Here is a 15,230-nt window from a genome sequence, read left to right on the forward strand (position 1 = left end):
GTTCATGCGTTGCCTCGTTCCCGGACGAAACCGTCGTAGTCGAAACCGGCATCAACCAGATCCTCGACATAGGGAGGGACGGTGTGAGCCTTGGCTACGCCGCTACCGTCGACCTTGAACACGTCAGTGAACGACACCCCGTCAGCGGTCAGCTCGATCGCGATGATCTCGGTGACCCGTCGGACTCTGCGGACCCGCTCTCCCTTCGCGCCAACGTTGACCTTCTTGATGAACGCGACGTAGTTGATCGCTGATGCGATGGTGCGGGTGGCGTATACCTCTGACACCCCTGGGACCTCGAGACAGCAGGTGACGAGCTTGTTGTACGTGTCGCGGGCGGAGCGTGCGTGGGTGGTGGAGATCGAGCCGCGGCCGCCCTGCATCGCCTGGATCATCGCCATGATCTCGCCCCCTCGGACCTCACCGACCAGGAGCCGATCCGCGTTGTGACGCAGCGACCCCACCAAGGCTTCGGAGATCTCGAACTTGCCTGCCTCACGGCCATCTGGACGAAACTCCCCTGTCCTTGGCGGGCTTCAATCCCGAACACCCGGGGTGCTTGTAGGGCATCTTCTCAAGATGCAGCTCACGGTCCGTCTCGAACGTGATGATGCGTTCGGTCGGCGGTAGGGCTGCGCAGAGGGCACGGCACAAGGTCGTCTTACCAGCGCCCTGCGCACCTGACACCACAATCGATTCACCTGCACGCACGATGGCAGTAAGGAAGTTCGCGGCCAGTGGGGTGAGGGTGCCCTTGGCGATAAGTTCGTCGAAGGCCACATCGACCAGGCCGTGGAGTCGGATCGTGACCATGGGTCGCAAGGTGACCCAGGCGAACGCGGCAAGTCGTGCCGACTGTCCCAGCGGTAGGTTCAGTTCCGGAGTCGACGGGCTGAAGGGGCGAGGTTGCTCCTTCGAGCGGGATGCCCAGAACTGCAAGTCAGCGATCAGCTCGTCGTCGCTGTCAGCGACGGCTGGGCCGTCGCACATGGTGCCGTCGATGAGTTCGATGTGCACCACATCGCAACCGTGCATCTCGATGTTCTCGATCCACTTTGAATCGATCAGTGGTTGCAGCCGGCCGAGCCCGAACAAGGCGTCGTACACGGCCTTGCGGATCTTCTCCGGTCTCCCCTCGCTGGGGCGCATCCCCAGGCGCATCTCGTCGGCGACAAGCCGTTCTACAAGTTCCGCGATCACCCGCTTCCCAAGGGCCCGCTCCTCTTCGTCGGTGGCGTTGGCGGAGCGCTGCTCCGTGATCGCGTTGGTGGCTGCGATCCGCAGCGACTTGATCTGGGCCCAGTCGAGGTCACTCTGTTCCCACACTTCGTCGACATAGGCCGGTGGAGGGCCGAAGCTATACGTGCCCGCGTCAGGGGCTTCTGGACGCGGGTCCATGCCGCCGGGAGCCCGGGCACCACCGACGTAACCGGCTGCACCTGCGCTGGGCTGAACCTAGCGGGGTTTGGTGGGGTGGGAGCGTGCAGCGGGTCCATGTCGCGGTCAAGCCGGGTCCAGTCGTCGCGGAAGAACTCGAGGCTGCCCAGGGGACGGGCGGCTGGCTCATGCCTGGTCTCCTAGCAGGATGCGACGCGTCGCGTCGAGCTGGCTTTGGATCGCTGACACTGCCGGCGGAAGTGACCGATACAGCGGGCTGCGGGTGAAACGCCGCCCCGGCTCTGCCCCAGGTGGAACACCTCAGCGGTAGCAGGATCGTTGGGCAGCGTCGTGACCACGGGGAGCTTCAGTTGCTTGGAGACCTCGTCCGCTGAGTAGGGCTGCCCGGAACCGATAAGCAGCAATCCGGCTCGCCCGGTACCTGCCCCGGATGTCTGGGCCAGGTGATCTGCCCAGTGCCGCGCCGGCACTAGCGCCGGCAGGCTGCTACGGGTCACCAGCAGGGTCAGATCTGAGCCCTCTAGGACAGGTGCTGGGCTTGCTGCCATCCCCAGCCGGCCAAGGTCTGTGATGACATCAATGCCCGCCTTGTCCAGTTGTCTCAGGTCGGCCACCAAAGCGTGCCAGGCATCGGTCATGGCGGCTGCATGCGCTGGGGTTCGCACGCCGGACAGGAGGCGGATCTGACTATTGGGTACGGGGGTGGCTGCATCCAGCAGCGGCGGGATGGCACCGGTTTGGCGATAGCGCACTGCCAGGTCGAAGACCGACACCACCCCGTCGGGTGCGTACTGGCGCATGTATCCCGTGAGGATCGCCGAAGCGCCCGTGGGATCAGCCTCGAGCAGCAGGCACGGCTTGGTCCAGGCCAGGGCCAAGCCGATGGCGGTGGAAGATACGCCCGGTGACCCAGCGGCCGAGCAGAGGGTGATGACCGCCATCTCAGATTCCCTTCACGATCAGTGCCAGTCGTCCCGTTGCCGACATGGTGGCCACGAGCGGGGCCTGGTCTGCAGGGACAGTTACGTTGACGACCGTCATGTTGGTGTCGGCAATCGGTTCGGTCGTGACCACGACGGCCTCCACGTCGATGACTGCAGCATCAGCGACGATGTCGTCGCCTTGGCGGGGTGTGGAGATCAGTTGCACCAGCTGGCCCTGTTTGAGACCGCCTGCGGGCATCTGTGCCGGAGTCAGCGCTACACCAACCAGGGACTGCCCATCGACGGGGTGATCTCGCCGCCGGTTGAGCCGGGGACCATGAGTGCCCCCTGCGGTAGATCGACCAAGGCGGTCTGCCCCACCAGTCCGCTCAGCTCTGCGGCGGGGATGGTGCGCATCGCCGGGTCTGGGTGGACACCGACGGTGGTGAGGTCGTCAGCGGTGAGTTGGGTTCCGCGGGCCACGTCGCGGTTGACCACGACCACAGGCACGGTGTCTTTGACCATGTTGACCACAGCCCCTGCCAGCAAGGCGCCCAGTGCGATCAGCAGCGCCGACAGCACCCACAGCCACGGGCGGCGGCGGTGCTTGACCTGCGCCAGAGCCACATCAGCTGCAGGCTCGACCGGGGCTTCCTGGGGCTTGATCTTGTTCATGGTCACTCCTTGAGGTAGGCGGAGAGCGCTTCTCTGATCAGATGGGTTCGGTCACGGGCCCCGAGCTGGATCACCAACCGATCGAGGTAGTCGAAGTCCGTTTCGGTAAGCCGGAACGCGAGCAGCTTTGTCAGGCCGGTTGCCTCAGTCTTCACAGGCCGAGGGGAGAACCCTGTGGCAGGTGCCGGGGAGGTCTGAGGTTCCACCAGGAGAGCGGGGAGTTCCTCCATGTGTTTCAGGATGGCGGCGACGATGGTGTCGCCGGCGGACATCCCTGTGAGTTCGCGATTGCGGCCGAGGGCCACCACCAACTCGATCGGAAGATTGGCCGATGAAGGGCGGTGCAGGTTCCTGGCCCGGGTGGGCGTGGGCCCATCACCAGCTGGTTCAACATGTTCCGGTGCCGGTTCTGTTGGCGTGTGTGGAGTGGATGCCGGAGGTGGTGCGGTTCTCTTCCGGGCCAATCCCCTGACCGGATTATCGGGAACTGGTTCAGGGGTGGACGCGGCAGGTTGGTCGGTGGTGCGGGCTTTGAGGAAGTCAGGCAGCGCTCCGAGGTCCTCTACGTCTTCGGGGCGGGTGAGCCGGCTCTTGGCTGGGTAGGCGTAGCGATCGTTCACGATTCCTCCGCTGCGAGGATCCGTGCGGCCACTTCGGCGGCGAGTTCGGCGTAGTCGCCAGCCATCGAGGTCGAGGACTGTGGCAGCGACTCGGGGATTGCCACCGTGGGGTCGCTGCGGCGGGCCCGCAAGGCCTTGAAGCGCTCGCTTGGGTTGGAGGCTGCCTGGTCTACCAGTTCCCGCACCAGCAGCCCCCGCAGGCGACACTCCTGGGCCGTTTTCTCGGAGGATCTGATCGAGGTGTTCAGCAGGTGGATCGAGCTGTGCTCATCGGCGAGGTTGTCGAGCACGTTCTGGCGGACTCTGGTGGCGGTGCTCTGGTGGCCGAACAGTGCCATCCCGAGCCAGGCCAGCTCGGGGTTGTCTCTGCGTGCGTGCCCGACGAGCGGGCCCAGTACCTGCAGCCCCTCCCACGAGGCAGGGTCAGATTTCATCGGGACCAGTATCCAGCGGGCCGCGGTCAGAGCCATCTGCTGGAGTTCACGGTTCCCGGGTGGAGTGTCGACCAGGACCATGTCGTAGTCGCCGGCTTCTACGGCTCTGCCGAGGGCACGCCGCCACCCCTCCCCCACCGAACCAGCCGGGATACCCGGGCCGGCACCATACGTCATAGGTAGCAGCCAGTTCAGCCGTGGACCACCCGGGACCCAGTCGATACCGGGACGCACCTCTCTGACGATGTGGAGTGGCTTCTCATCGACGATGGCTTCCACGATCCCCTGGCCCGCATCGTCGCCGGCGTGGTCGACCAGGCCGAGGTCGAGTTTCAGGTTGCCTGAGATGTCGAGGTCGACAACTAGGACGCGTGACCCCTCGCGTGCGAACTCGCCAGCAAGGTTGGCGGTCAGGCTTGTCTTGCCCACCCCGCCCTTGCCGTTGGCGAGTGCAACCACTCGTGATAGGTCCATGTCGATCCCTTCCACTCCTAGAAGGCCGAACCGGCGCCCGCCTTGTGACAGCTCACTTTGCTGCTGGCGCTTCTGACAATCCTGGTTCGGCTGCTGGCGGCTGCGCTACGGCTTGTAGCGCGGCAGAGCCCCCAACGAGGATGATCGTAGCACCCAGACCCCCTATATAGGGCCCCATGTAGCACTCTATATAGGGGGTCATACGGCACAGAGACCTCCCATCCCACCATATAGGGGGTGATACAGCCCCCTATATGGTGGGATGTATGGGGCCCTATGTTGCACGCTATATAGGGCTGTCACATGCCGGGGATCAGAGGGGCCTTCTAGGGGCAGGAGAGGAGACCCGATGGCAAGGAAGACCCGCAAGAGTGTCCTGGAGATGGACGCTGGCATCGGCTCGTACCCTGGTCTGGCGATGGCAGCAACCACTCCGCTGGCAGAGTTCATGGACAAGGAAGCCAACCGCGAAGGACTCGCTGAGCTGGACAGGATGACAGAGGCTAGCGATCGGCTCACTCGAGCGCAGAAGGACCGCGAACGTATCCTCCCTCGCGACGCGGCGCGTCCAGTCAACGCTGCGACCAAGACCCGGATTCCGGAGTTCGACGAGCTGCGCACTCCGATCTCGGGACGCCAGATGAGGGAGCGCTCAAAGACGAAGCGCCGAGCTCAGACTCGTTGGACCAAGGCCCAGCTACGAGCGATCCAGGAAGCCACGAGCAGCCCCGCTGCTTGGCAGGCGCTCACTGACCAACTCTCGGCCTCTCAGGGTGACCTGGACGGGTTCAGTTCCAGGGACCGTCTGACTGTGCAGCGAATCGACCGGTCGATTCGCCAGTACGAGGAAACCAACGATCGCCGGCACGTCGTGTACGCCAATGTTCAACTTCCGCCGGGCTTCAAGGCAGCAGACCTGGAGTCCCAGCCGGTGGTTCACCTGGACAGGTGGACCGCGGGGGCCCACAACCTCCACCAGTTGTCGGGACATCACGACCAGAACACCTACGTAATCGAGCTAGCCACCAGTCGAGGTATGTACCTGGGACAGTCTGATGGAGGAACAGACACTGCCCATCTGCTGCCTCGGGGGATGACCTTCACCATCGAGAAGGTCTACCTCGCGAGGTGGAAGGGCCCGATGGGCAGACAGGAACAAGGCGTGTGATCCGCCTTCAAGAGATCGATCCGGAAGGATGACGACGACATGACCCGCAAGAACCCTGATGCGCCGAAGGAACGGCGCAAGCCCCCAGGCTGCCCAACGGGCAGGAAGAGTTCTTTCTACCCGCCTGGCTAGTCACCGGCAGTTACAGCCCGATGAGGGTTGATGAGCAGCCGCGACCAGCACAGGAACCCAAGAAGTGATCCTTCCTCTCGTCCTCGTCGGCTCCGTCGCTGGGGGAGCGCTGGGTGTAGCCCTGCGGGGCCGGCGTTATCTGGCAGACCGCGAGCCTCTGGGCTGGTGGTCAGTGGCGGTGGCCGCAGCCGCAGCCGCTGCGGCCACCGGATTGTTGGCCTGGCGGGTCGACGACCCGTGGGTACTGCTGGTTGGCTGCATCTTCGTTGTTGGGGAGTGGCTGCGTCCTGGACCGACCTGGATGCTCATCTCCTACTCGATGCCGTGACATGGCCGCTGGCGGGAGCCCTGCTGGCAGCAGTCAGTGCGGCTGCGTTCGGCGAGGGGATCTGGGCCGCTGGTGGACGGCCGTGGGGCAGCTGGTGCTGTGGCTGGAGTGTTGTTGCTGTGGGCGATCTTCGGTTCCCTGGGGTTGGGCGACGTGAAGCTCGGGTTGTCGGTGGGGCTGGCGCTTGGATTCAGCGGAGGTTGGGCGGGCACGCTTCGAGGATTTCTGATCGCGCTGGTGCTGGCGGCCTTGTTGGCGATTGGTCTTCTGGTGGCAGGGCGCTCACGCAAGGCGCATCTGCCGCTGGGCCCGCCTTGGTTGTGGGTGTGTTGGTGTCCCTGGCCTGGTGATCGGGTGTAGCCTGAGCTCACGCGGCAATCCACCGCACACCACGGGTGCCTGACCAGCACCCAACCAACGCGGAAGGGCGTTTCGAAATGTATCCTGAGATCACTGAAGTTAACCTGGTCGCGTTGGAGGCTCGTCCCTCCAGCGCGCCTTTGCTTGTTGGGGCTGCGTGCGCCGGCAACACTCAGTTCGACTGGATTCCCGCTGTCGAGACCGACACCGTTCCTGTTGGGATGGCGGCCTTGTGCAGCAGCTGTCCCGCTCGCTCCGAGTGTTTGGCTTGGGCGCTGTCGTGGGACGCTGATGGGTACTGGGCTGGCACCACCACTGCCCAGCGTCGCGGCCGCGGCCGCGCTGATCAGCCGGCCATCCATGATGGGCCGGGCAGCTCCACGCTGTACCGCCAGGGATGTCGCTGCCGCGGCTGCAAGGACGCACAGGCCGACCGGATCCGCACCCAGCGTGCCCGCAACAGAGGAACTAGATGACCTGCACCCCGTGGGACCGTCACGATCCCGCTCCCATCCCCGATCCATGCACAGCAACAGCGCTGCGTTTGCTCCCGAGGAAGGGTACGGCGCGGTGGTGAGGTCCAACCTTGTACCAGGAACGGACCGGCACACTTTCGATGAGTTGTGGACCCTGATCGCGTTCAACGATGACCTGGCTGAGCGGTGTTTCGATCATCTCGAGGCCTGGTTGGAAGCGACCGACGTTGCGCTGCAAACCGACCCTGGCACTCCGAGGGCGAAGAAGTTTCGACGTATGTGTGACGACGCGTGGAACCGACTGACCAGAATCCGCGACCTGGATGTCAGGCAGGACCGCACCGAACCTGGACCCCACACGACCGCGGCGCAGTTCGCCGCGGCGATCGCCACACACCATTCTCAGCTCGACGTCCACGGTCCACTCGACGATGCCTTGATGGCGGCCCTACGGTTCGCACGCGATCGCGCCAGGCGATCGGGGTCCACGAGCAAGTTGTGGCAGTCCGCGCCGGTGTTCACTACGCAACTGATCGACGCGGTGGCTGAGCACCGTCGGCTTAACGTGGCCCCACGGCCAGCCGATGAGGTGCTGTACCGGTTGCTGCGGGATTAGGTGAACTCGGCTGCGCGGGGGAGCGCGTCGACGATGCTCTGGTAGAGGCTGGGCCATCCTCGCTTGAGCCAGACCAGCCTGCCGTTTTCCAGTTGGGTGGCGTCGATCAGGTTTGATACGCGTACGGCGGCGGGTGGGCCCCGAGGCTGATCAACTTGTCGTAGACAGGGTTGCTGGGAAGCCGATTGCGAGCGATGTGGCCCCAGATCTCGTCGTGATGGAAGTTCCACACCGGGAGAAGGTGACCGTGCCGTCCTTGAGCTGGCACACCCCACCAGCTGGATCGTGTCGTTTCGCGGTGGCAAACATGACCCGACGTGAGCTGGATTCTTGCGCGCGTAGCCCCCATAGCTGGCCGGCTCCGTAGCGGTCATGCGCGATGCCGGCAGGGATGGTGATGTTGTTGGTGAACAGGTTGGCGCGGGCACCTACGGTGCGATGGTGTGACCATGTGCCGTTGGCGACCAGGACCTCGAGGGTGGTGCGTGGGCTCTGATCACGTCGAGGTTGAGGTGCCACGCATCGGCGAGGTCGGCGATGTAGCGCAGTGTTTCTGGGTATTCGAGTCCGGAGTCGAAGAAACATACGGGCACGGTGGGGTCGGCTTGGCGGGCCAGGTGGAGCGCGACGAGAGAATCCTTTCCGCCGGAGAAGGCCAGGTAGCCGTCGTTTTGGTCGAGGTGGGCAGCGATCCGGTCGACCAGGGCTGTGGTGGGGTGGGTCTGTCGGCGGAGTCCGGCGAGGTGGCGCAGGTCAAGGCCGGGATCAGCTGACGGGAGCCTGACATCCGTCCTCCTGGAGTAGTGCATGTGGGTGGGCGGATGGCTGCGTATCCGGCGCCACCGTCGACGATGCCGTCGCGGCCGGCGAGGCATGCCTCGGGCAGGGGCGGGCAAGGGATCCGGCGGCGGAAAGGTGGCCGGCTGCGAAGTTGTCCAGTGTGTCGTCGACGACGATTGTCCAGGCGTCGACGCGACCTTCGCCTTGCGAGCGCTTCTTACCGATCGCTGTGACGGGTGTCAGGAGTCGCTGGATAGTTTCAGGGTCGCCGACTGCGTGCCAGGTGAGGGTTCGCGTCACAGTTACCGGCAGCGGCATCCAGTAGGCCTTCCAGCGGCCTTGGCTGTCGGGGAGATTCTTGGGTAGGGCTGTGGCGTTGTGTTCGGCGTGACGATGGTCGAGTCGGGTGCCCCAGTATCGGATCTCGGGCGGTCGGGTGTCTGGTCGGGCCATCCGCAGGTAGCTGCCCAGTGCCACCACTGCGGGTCGGCTGTGCAGCGCGCCAACGGCAGCTCGAGATCGGGCGGGTCTGGTTGGTCTAGGGCAGACGTCTCGGGTGTGTGGTTCGCCTTATGTTGGGCCCACAGTTGTGCGGCGAGTAGCCCGTCAAGGGAAACCGTCCATGGGGAGGCGTGTGCGATGCCGTGACGCAGGGTGGCTGTGACACGGATTGGTTGGAGGAGGTAGTCAGTCATGTTGGTCACAGCTGGTTGAGCGCATCGATTGCTTCGGACGCGGCGGAGGCGATCTCTGAGCGCCAGTCGATGTCTGGGGCGGAGTGGTGCAGGTGAGGTCGACCAGGAGGCGTCCGTGGCCGATGGCGCTGCGACCGGCGATGGTCGCGGTCATGCTGTAGCTGTCCAGGAGCTCGGTGAAGAAGGCGATCTCCAGGTCGGTGGGGAGGTTAGGTTGAGCCAGACGTCGAAGCGGGTGCCGGTGCGGAAGGTTTCGAGTCGGTACTGCAGCTGAGTGGCGGGGCGTCGTCAGGGTTGTCGGAACCGTGGCGGTAGGTGTCATCGACTCGGCTGTAGGTCTCGATCTGAGTGAGGTCATGCACGGACAGGGTGGATGGCTGGCCGGTGAGGTGTTGGGTTTCTGTGGCGTGGGGATGAGCTTTCCTACTTGGAGGCAGCCGTCGATGATGCGGCCGGCACCCGCGGTTCCGAAGATCCCGATCAGGGGGACTAGGCGGCGGAGGTCGGCTAGTCGGGATCCCGATATGGGGGCGGCGTTGGTCTTGACCAGAGATCCGCCGCTGCGCAGGGCCGCGGCGGCTGCGAGGGTGAGTTTCCCGTGGTAGCCCAGGACATCGGCCAGCTGCTGTTCGGCTACGCGGCGGAGGCGCCCGCGGAAGGCGTTGCCGGAGATGAGCGGGATGGTGATCGGGGTTTGGTCGGGGCCGATGATGGTTTCGCGCCGGAGCATGGTGATCAGCCCGCGAGTTTCGCTGCCGTGGCTGATGGAGGATTGAGCGGTGGCGGTGCCGGTCCAGGTGATGTTCATCGGTTCTTGCGGCTCTCCGTGACGATCCTGGTTCGCAGGACCAGGGCGAGGGTTTCTTGCCTCAAGGTTCGTAGGACTGAGGTGGGGTCGGGATGGTCGAGCAGCTGCGCCAGCTCGTGACGAGCCGCCGGGGTGAAGGGGAACGCGTGGAGGTCGTCTGCGAGTTGGGTCCACCATTGGCGCAGATTCGAGGCTTGTTGGGAGGCCACCAGCACGCGGTCAGGCAGCAACTTGTCCCAGTAGGTGGTTCTGTAGCTGGCTACCCAGCTGTGGTCCCAGTCGATGCTGTAGTGCAGCAGCAGAAGTAGTCGTTCCGCGGTACCGGCGGGTCCGTCCAGTGGGGCATGAACGATGCGGTTGCTGACAGCCAGGTTTGGGTGGGTCGGGTTTCGGAGAGTGTCATCGGGGGTCCTTGAGTGTCAAGGCTCTGGCGGTCGCTCCCTTGTCCGCCCGAGTTGGCACGCCATGGAACCGGTGTCTAGCCATGAGCGCGACCAGGTCGCTTTGGTAGTCGAGGGTGCTCACGGCAGTTGCGTTTCGGTCCAGCTGGGAAGGCCCAGTAGCCCAGTGATGCCAGCAGGCAGTCTCCGCATTCGACGTCTACGACCGGCAGTGCGGTGTCGGAGGCGAAGTTCGCCCGCACAGCACGTCTCGGTCAGTTGGCCGGTTCCCGGGATGGAGGGGGAGGTCACGATCAGGTGGGTGGTGTTGGTGTCGTCGCGGACCACTAGCAGCGCCGCAGTGATGTTCATTGGTTTCCTTTCAGGTGGTGGGTTGCTTTGATGGCCAGGTGCAGATAGGGCGTGGCGCGCCAGGGGTCGAGTTCGCGCCACTGCTGATAGGTGGACTCCCAAGTGGATGGGGGTTGGGTGGTGAGCCACCGCGACGGTGGGGACGGTTCGTGGAGGGCTAGGGCTGGGGCGCCTCGTAGCCGCAGCTCGGCCACGAGTAGCAGTCGTTTGGCGTCGGTGGTTCGCCAGCTCAGGTTGATGTCGTCGACCCGGATGGTGCCCCATTGGGCGTAGGGCAGCACATGCTTACGGCCGCCGATCGGGACCACCAGCGCGGCTTGGCCAGCGGGATGCTGCAGACATTGGAACAGGCTGGGGGTGTCGAGCATGGTTGCGGCCATGGGAGTGATGGACAGCACCATCGGACGAGCTGCGGCGCTGAAGGACCAGGCACAGCAGGCGCAGAGCCCTTCGCCGTCATGGAACTGGTCAAAGCCGGTGAACTTGGCCGACACCACAGCCCGAGTTGGCAACACCTGATCTCGTCTGCCGCACCTGCAGCACATGCCATGCAGCTGTTCGGATCCGGGGCCAGCGCATGCGTGCTGTCGGTATGCGATTTCGACTGGGTCTAGCACCTCGGAACCTCCCTCACCACTAGAAAGCCCAGCGGGCAGAGCAGTTGTGACAGGTCGCCGCCAGGGAGCCGCTGAAAAAGTTGCCCGGTTCCTGTCACACGCCGGACCTCAGACGGGCCTTCTCAATAGTGAGGCGGGAGGGAGGCTTGGTCGCCGGTGACTGATTCAGATTTCGATTTGGGCGTGTCGCCATGTCCCACCAGGGCACAGGTGCGGTTGGATGGGCGCATGGCAAGTCCAGGACGCAAGTTGAAGGGTGGGGTCGAGAGGACCCGCATCATGGTGCGGTTGCTCCCCGATATCCACGAGGAGTACCAGCGGCTCGGCCGAGAGCTGGGTCTGCCTATGACCGACGTGATCGCCTACCTGTCGGCTAAGGGCGCGGGGCATCCTGTGCCGGCCTACATCGAGGAGGCCATCCGTCAGCACAAGGAGCAGCTCGAGGCAGAGCGCTCCAACCAGCCCGTCCTGGTCGCGTCGTGACCAGGCCAACTACTACTCCGCCGAGGAGGCCCATGATGTAAGAAAACCGGCCCCAGACGGGACCGGCCTTCCTAGTAGTTCAGGGAACCGCTAGATCGTTACGCTTCGACTCCCCTCCGCAGGGAGATGTCACCCTTCGAGTTGGCGCTCAAGGTGACGCGTCGAAGATCGTCGATCTGTCTCTGATCCTACCCCCTATATCTGGCGTGTCTAGCACGTCTGGTTTTGTGCACCCTTTTTCGGGTGCCTGGGAAGCCGCCGGCCCGTCTGTCTCACTGATCAAAACCCGCTTTGACTAGGACAGATAGGACTCAGCCCATGGCTGCACCCCACACATCCCGTGCTCCCCTCACGTCGGATGCTCCGGCGAGTCGGGACCCCTGCTCCGTACTCCTCCGCACGATCGGGCCGCCGAGCAGGCGGTCTTAGGCGGGATGATGGCGTCAGGCTCACTCATCGACGATGTCACCGAGATCATCACCGGAGAGGACTTCTATGAGCCTCGCCACGAGATGGTCTTCAATGCGGTCATCGCTCTTGCCCACGCCGGACGTCCAGCCGATCCGATCGCTCTGGCGGACGCTTTGCAGAAGCGCGGTGCCCTAGAGACCATCGGTGGGCACGTCTACCTGGCGGAGCTGCTTGCTGCGTCCTCGATCGCCGCAAATGCCACCTACTACGCCGGCATCATCCGAGACCACGCCCTGCGACGCCGGGTCATCTCTGCTGGCGTGAAGGCGACGCAGCTGGGGTTCGACGCGCAGGGCGAGGCAACCGATATCGCCGACGAAGCCCAAAAGGTGATCTACGCTGCCACCGCCAACAGCCGGCGCGCGACCACGCCAACAGCAGGAACTCTGCTGGGGAGACGTTTGATTGGCTGGAGTCAGACGATGAGCCTGGCTTGTCGACTGGTTTCGCTGATGTCGACAAGCTGGTTGGTGGCTTGCAGCCCGGCAACATGGTGATCATCGCTGCTCGTCCGGGTGTCGGGAAGTCGACCTTCGCGATGGACATCGCCAGGCACGCCGCTCTCCACAACAGGGTTCCGACCCTGTTCGTGTCGTTGGAGATGTCTCAGCGCGAGCTGATGTTGCGTCTGCTGGCAGCCGAGTCGTCTGTTCCGCTGCAGGCGTTGAAGGACCGCAAGCTCGACCCGCGTCAGTGGGACACGATCAGCAAGCGAAGTGCCGCGATCCAGGACGCTCCGTTGTGGCTCGAAGACCAGCCCGGGGTGACGCCGTTGGAGTTGCGGTCCAAGGCCCGCCAGCTCAAGCGCCAAGGTCTCGGGTTGATCGTGCTGGACTACCTGCAGTTGCTGACCTCCGGCCGGCGTGTCGAGTCGCGCCAGGTGGAGGTCTCCGAGTTCTCCCGTCAGATCAAGTTGCTGGCCAAGGAACTAGCGCTTCCTGTGGTGGCGTTGTCGCAGCTGAACCGTCAGGCCGAAGCTCGCGCCGACCGGAAGCCCGCTCTGTCGGATCTGCGTGAGTCAGGGTCGTTGGAGCAGGACGCCGACATTGTGATGTTGTTGCACCGCGACGACATGACGGATGCTCAGAGTCGCCGGCTCGGTGAGGCCGATGTCGTTATCCCGAAGAATCGAAACGGTCAGACCGGGACCGCCGCATTGGCGTTCCAGGGTCAGTACTCCCGGTTCGCCAGCCTGGCCCGGCCATGAACTTCGGGAGTCTGCTCAGCGACGTCGTTGAGCAGCTACGCACATCCGAGGCCGCTCCACCAAACGCCATGGCCCCTAGCTGGGTGACGGAGCAGATCATCAGCGACGCCGGTCTTTTGGTGTTGGCCCGCGCAGGGTTGGCTGACGACATCGACACAGTCCTTGCGATCACTGCGCAGCTGAGCAGGGAGGGACGGAGCTCTACTCGTAGTATCGCAGCGAAGCATGGGTGGACGATGCCGCTGGTGCGACGGGTCCGACATGCTCTGGCCCAGATCTCGGGCCTTGGGCAGTTGGGGCGCTCTTGGGCGCCCGAGCCGGTCGGCAAGGTCGGCGTGATCCCGTATGGAACGGGGCTCGCCGCTGGTTGATAGCGGTGTCGATCCAACTGCAGAGCATCCATGGCAAGGCCGTCATCGCTCATCACAAGTCCAGCCGGCCACTGGTTATGCGCGTTGCCAGACACGATGCAAAGACCGCCGACGGCCGCTCCGGCCGGGGTGTTCGCACTTCACACGAGACCGTCGCCCGCCAACTCGGAGTGAGTCGCGATGCAGTCCGGCATGCCCGCTACGTCCTCGAGGCGATCGGTATGTCGGTCACAGTCGTCCAGGGCCGGTACCTCACCACGGCCGAGCGGGTCGCAGCACACAAACACCACGGCGGGCGGCAGCGGCGGATCGCCTCGACCAGGCACCTGACCATGCCCCGCGGATGGCCCAGGCCCTGGCCCGCCACCTACCACGTAGTGGTTCAGTTAAGCCTTCACCTCTAGAGAGTTCTAAGTCACCAAGACGCGCAGGTGACACCAAGCGACGGTCCACCTTGCCTCCCATCCCGCTGGTTTGGCAGAAACTGGCCGGACAGGTGGTCTCCGTCCTGCCACACCTCGGCGAAAAACACCTCGGGAACCTCACCCGTGGGCTCATGCGGCTACCCATCAACCCCAACCAGTGGACCGGGCATCGTTTGGTCCAGCTCGTCGAACTCGCCAACCGTCACCGCGGACTAACCCAGCCTGACAACGCCCGCAGCCAGCTAGGCCTGTTCCTGCACCAAGTCCGCATCGGCCTGACCGTGATCTAGGAACCCGCACCCTTCCCGCTGGTGCGGACGAGTAGGACGAACCAACTGCTGACGGAAGAGCTCCCACGCCTGGGAGTCAGGACTGGGTGGTGGACGTAGGTGGGGTATGTGCATCAAGGGCTCGGGCCTCGACCCGTGTCGAGCCGCGCTTCACTCTGTGGACTTCTGCGCTCGGTAGTTTGTAGATCGGGACGCTCGGGCGGAGATTCGTCAAAGTAGGGAGTGGGTCTTCCTGCGCTGCGGTGGCGGCGCCCGGTTCGCACACATCTTGGGCCTGGAGGGATGTCAGGGGATGCCGTGCGGTTTCGCGCTCATGCCGAGAGTCGGACGTTGTCGCTGTAGGCAGAAACCGCATCGCCGAGGCCACTGGAAGAACAGCTATGGTCTCGTCATGCCGTCGTTTTCAGATGAAGTCATCAAGTCCCACGGGGTCGTACTTCGCCCTCTGACCGAGGCGGATGTGCCGGCGATCGCGATCGCCTGCTCCGACCCGCAGACCCAGAAGTGGCTTCCCCTGCCCCAGCCCTATACCGAGGAATCCGCACGGTTCTTCGCGCTGGAGATCGCGGCTCAGGAGTTGGCCAGCGGCACAGCCTTGGAACGAGCTATCGAGGTCGACGGGCAGTTCGTCGGCGTGATCGGACTCAAGAACACCGACTGGGACGTGGCCAAGACTGAGGCCGGCTACTGGCTCGGGCCTTGGGCCCGAGGCCGCGGCATCACCGCG

At 64.3% G+C, this 15,230-nt stretch carries 17 protein-coding genes and 1 pseudogene; 8 read left to right on the forward strand and 10 right to left on the reverse strand.

Annotated elements, in window-relative coordinates; genetic code table 11:
* Positions 1-2: 2 nt before the first annotated feature.
* The 7 genes from G7085_RS31670 to G7085_RS22850 all read right to left on the reverse strand — a co-directional run bounded on the left by G7085_RS31670 (position 3) and on the right by G7085_RS22850 (position 4,524).
* Positions 3-479, reverse strand: a complete 477-nt coding sequence (locus G7085_RS31670) for an ATPase, T2SS/T4P/T4SS family (protein WP_331716068.1) — start codon at positions 477-479, stop codon at positions 3-5.
* A gap of 16 nt (positions 480-495) precedes the next feature.
* Positions 496-1,326: an ATPase, T2SS/T4P/T4SS family gene (locus tag G7085_RS33580; protein ID WP_197513241.1), complete on the reverse strand. Its 831-nt coding sequence runs from the start codon at positions 1,324-1,326 to the stop codon at positions 496-498.
* A gap of 251 nt (positions 1,327-1,577) precedes the next feature.
* On the reverse strand, positions 1,578-2,339 hold the full coding sequence (locus tag G7085_RS22830; protein WP_197513243.1) for a P-loop NTPase family protein: 762 nt from the start codon (positions 2,337-2,339) through the stop codon (positions 1,578-1,580).
* A 1-nt stretch (position 2,340) separates the two neighbouring features.
* Positions 2,341-2,580 (reverse strand): hypothetical protein, encoded by a 240-nt coding sequence (locus G7085_RS22835; protein ID WP_197513245.1) that lies wholly within the window; start codon positions 2,578-2,580, stop codon positions 2,341-2,343.
* 17 nt (positions 2,581-2,597) lie between these two features.
* Positions 2,598-2,996 carry an SAF domain-containing protein gene (locus G7085_RS22840; RefSeq protein ID WP_197513247.1) on the reverse strand — a complete coding sequence of 133 codons (399 nt, stop codon included), beginning with the start codon at positions 2,994-2,996 and terminating at the stop codon, positions 2,598-2,600.
* 2 nt (positions 2,997-2,998) lie between these two features.
* Complete coding sequence (locus tag G7085_RS22845; RefSeq protein ID WP_197513249.1) at positions 2,999-3,301, reverse strand: ribbon-helix-helix protein, CopG family; 303 nt, start codon at positions 3,299-3,301, stop codon at positions 2,999-3,001.
* Between the two features lie 311 nt (positions 3,302-3,612).
* On the reverse strand, positions 3,613-4,524 hold the full coding sequence (locus G7085_RS22850) for a ParA family protein (protein WP_231980860.1): 912 nt from the start codon (positions 4,522-4,524) through the stop codon (positions 3,613-3,615).
* Between the two features lie 349 nt (positions 4,525-4,873).
* Between G7085_RS22850 and G7085_RS22855 the strand changes: the two genes are divergently transcribed.
* The 4 genes from G7085_RS22855 to G7085_RS22870 all read left to right on the forward strand — a co-directional run bounded on the left by G7085_RS22855 (position 4,874) and on the right by G7085_RS22870 (position 7,604).
* Positions 4,874-5,692: a hypothetical protein gene (locus G7085_RS22855; protein ID WP_197513253.1), complete on the forward strand. Its 819-nt coding sequence runs from the start codon at positions 4,874-4,876 to the stop codon at positions 5,690-5,692.
* Between the two features lie 310 nt (positions 5,693-6,002).
* Entirely contained in the window at positions 6,003-6,152 is a 150-nt protein-coding gene (locus tag G7085_RS22860; protein WP_197513256.1) for a hypothetical protein, read from the forward strand.
* A 581-nt stretch (positions 6,153-6,733) separates the two neighbouring features.
* The gene (locus G7085_RS36135; RefSeq protein WP_408647253.1) at positions 6,734-6,988 is read left to right on the forward strand and encodes a WhiB family transcriptional regulator; all 255 of its coding nucleotides are present in this window, start codon (positions 6,734-6,736) and stop codon (positions 6,986-6,988) included.
* A gap of 46 nt (positions 6,989-7,034) precedes the next feature.
* Positions 7,035-7,604: a hypothetical protein gene (locus G7085_RS22870; protein ID WP_197513260.1), complete on the forward strand. Its 570-nt coding sequence runs from the start codon at positions 7,035-7,037 to the stop codon at positions 7,602-7,604.
* A gap of 428 nt (positions 7,605-8,032) precedes the next feature.
* Here G7085_RS22870 and G7085_RS36140 read toward each other — a convergent pair whose 3' ends face one another.
* From G7085_RS36140 to G7085_RS22885, 3 genes are all read right to left on the reverse strand, one after another.
* Complete coding sequence (locus G7085_RS36140; protein ID WP_408647252.1) at positions 8,033-8,479, reverse strand: phosphoadenosine phosphosulfate reductase domain-containing protein; 447 nt, start codon at positions 8,477-8,479, stop codon at positions 8,033-8,035.
* Positions 8,480-9,071: 592 nt separating this feature from the next.
* Positions 9,072-9,887 (reverse strand): hypothetical protein, encoded by an 816-nt coding sequence (locus G7085_RS22880; RefSeq protein WP_197513264.1) that lies wholly within the window; start codon positions 9,885-9,887, stop codon positions 9,072-9,074.
* Between the two features lie 748 nt (positions 9,888-10,635).
* The gene (locus tag G7085_RS22885; RefSeq protein ID WP_197513267.1) at positions 10,636-11,133 is read right to left on the reverse strand and encodes a hypothetical protein; all 498 of its coding nucleotides are present in this window, start codon (positions 11,131-11,133) and stop codon (positions 10,636-10,638) included.
* A gap of 351 nt (positions 11,134-11,484) precedes the next feature.
* On the opposite strand from G7085_RS22885, the gene G7085_RS22890 reads away from it, so the two are divergent.
* From G7085_RS22890 to G7085_RS22905, 4 genes and pseudogenes are all read left to right on the forward strand, one after another.
* Positions 11,485-11,739 carry a hypothetical protein gene (locus G7085_RS22890; RefSeq protein WP_197513269.1) on the forward strand — a complete coding sequence of 85 codons (255 nt, stop codon included), beginning with the start codon at positions 11,485-11,487 and terminating at the stop codon, positions 11,737-11,739.
* A gap of 335 nt (positions 11,740-12,074) precedes the next feature.
* Positions 12,075-13,417: pseudogene (gene dnaB, locus G7085_RS36145) on the forward strand (replicative DNA helicase).
* 867 nt (positions 13,418-14,284) lie between these two features.
* Complete coding sequence (locus tag G7085_RS22900) at positions 14,285-14,503, forward strand: hypothetical protein (protein WP_197513271.1); 219 nt, start codon at positions 14,285-14,287, stop codon at positions 14,501-14,503.
* A 391-nt stretch (positions 14,504-14,894) separates the two neighbouring features.
* Positions 14,895-15,230, forward strand: a 336-nt coding sequence (locus G7085_RS22905; RefSeq protein WP_231980851.1) for a GNAT family N-acetyltransferase, incomplete at its 3' end; no start/stop codon positions are given.

Origin of the sequence: Tessaracoccus coleopterorum, assembly GCF_011174705.1 — a bacterium.
In the GTDB taxonomy this organism is placed as follows: Bacteria; Actinomycetota; Actinomycetes; order Propionibacteriales; family Propionibacteriaceae; genus Arachnia; species Arachnia coleopterorum.

Excerpts from the sequence above, each read along its gene's own strand:
- G7085_RS22880 (WP_197513264.1), bottom strand. The coding sequence starts at position 9,887 with ATGAACATCACCTGGACCGGCACCGCCACCGCTCAATCCTCCATCAGC.
- G7085_RS22890 (WP_197513269.1), top strand. The coding sequence starts at position 11,485 with ATGGCAAGTCCAGGACGCAAGTTGAAGGGTGGGGTCGAGAGGACCCGC.
- G7085_RS22850 (WP_231980860.1), bottom strand. The coding sequence starts at position 4,524 with ATGGACCTATCACGAGTGGTTGCACTCGCCAACGGCAAGGGCGGGGTG.
- G7085_RS22840 (WP_197513247.1), bottom strand. The coding sequence starts at position 2,996 with ATGAACAAGATCAAGCCCCAGGAAGCCCCGGTCGAGCCTGCAGCTGAT.
- G7085_RS22855 (WP_197513253.1), top strand. The coding sequence starts at position 4,874 with ATGGCAAGGAAGACCCGCAAGAGTGTCCTGGAGATGGACGCTGGCATC.
- G7085_RS22835 (WP_197513245.1), bottom strand. The coding sequence starts at position 2,580 with ATGCCCGCAGGCGGTCTCAAACAGGGCCAGCTGGTGCAACTGATCTCC.
- G7085_RS36135 (WP_408647253.1), top strand. The coding sequence starts at position 6,734 with ATGGCGGCCTTGTGCAGCAGCTGTCCCGCTCGCTCCGAGTGTTTGGCT.
- G7085_RS22870 (WP_197513260.1), top strand. The coding sequence starts at position 7,035 with ATGCACAGCAACAGCGCTGCGTTTGCTCCCGAGGAAGGGTACGGCGCG.
- G7085_RS22830 (WP_197513243.1), bottom strand. The coding sequence starts at position 2,339 with ATGGCGGTCATCACCCTCTGCTCGGCCGCTGGGTCACCGGGCGTATCT.
- G7085_RS36140 (WP_408647252.1), bottom strand. The coding sequence starts at position 8,479 with ATGCCTCGCCGGCCGCGACGGCATCGTCGACGGTGGCGCCGGATACGC.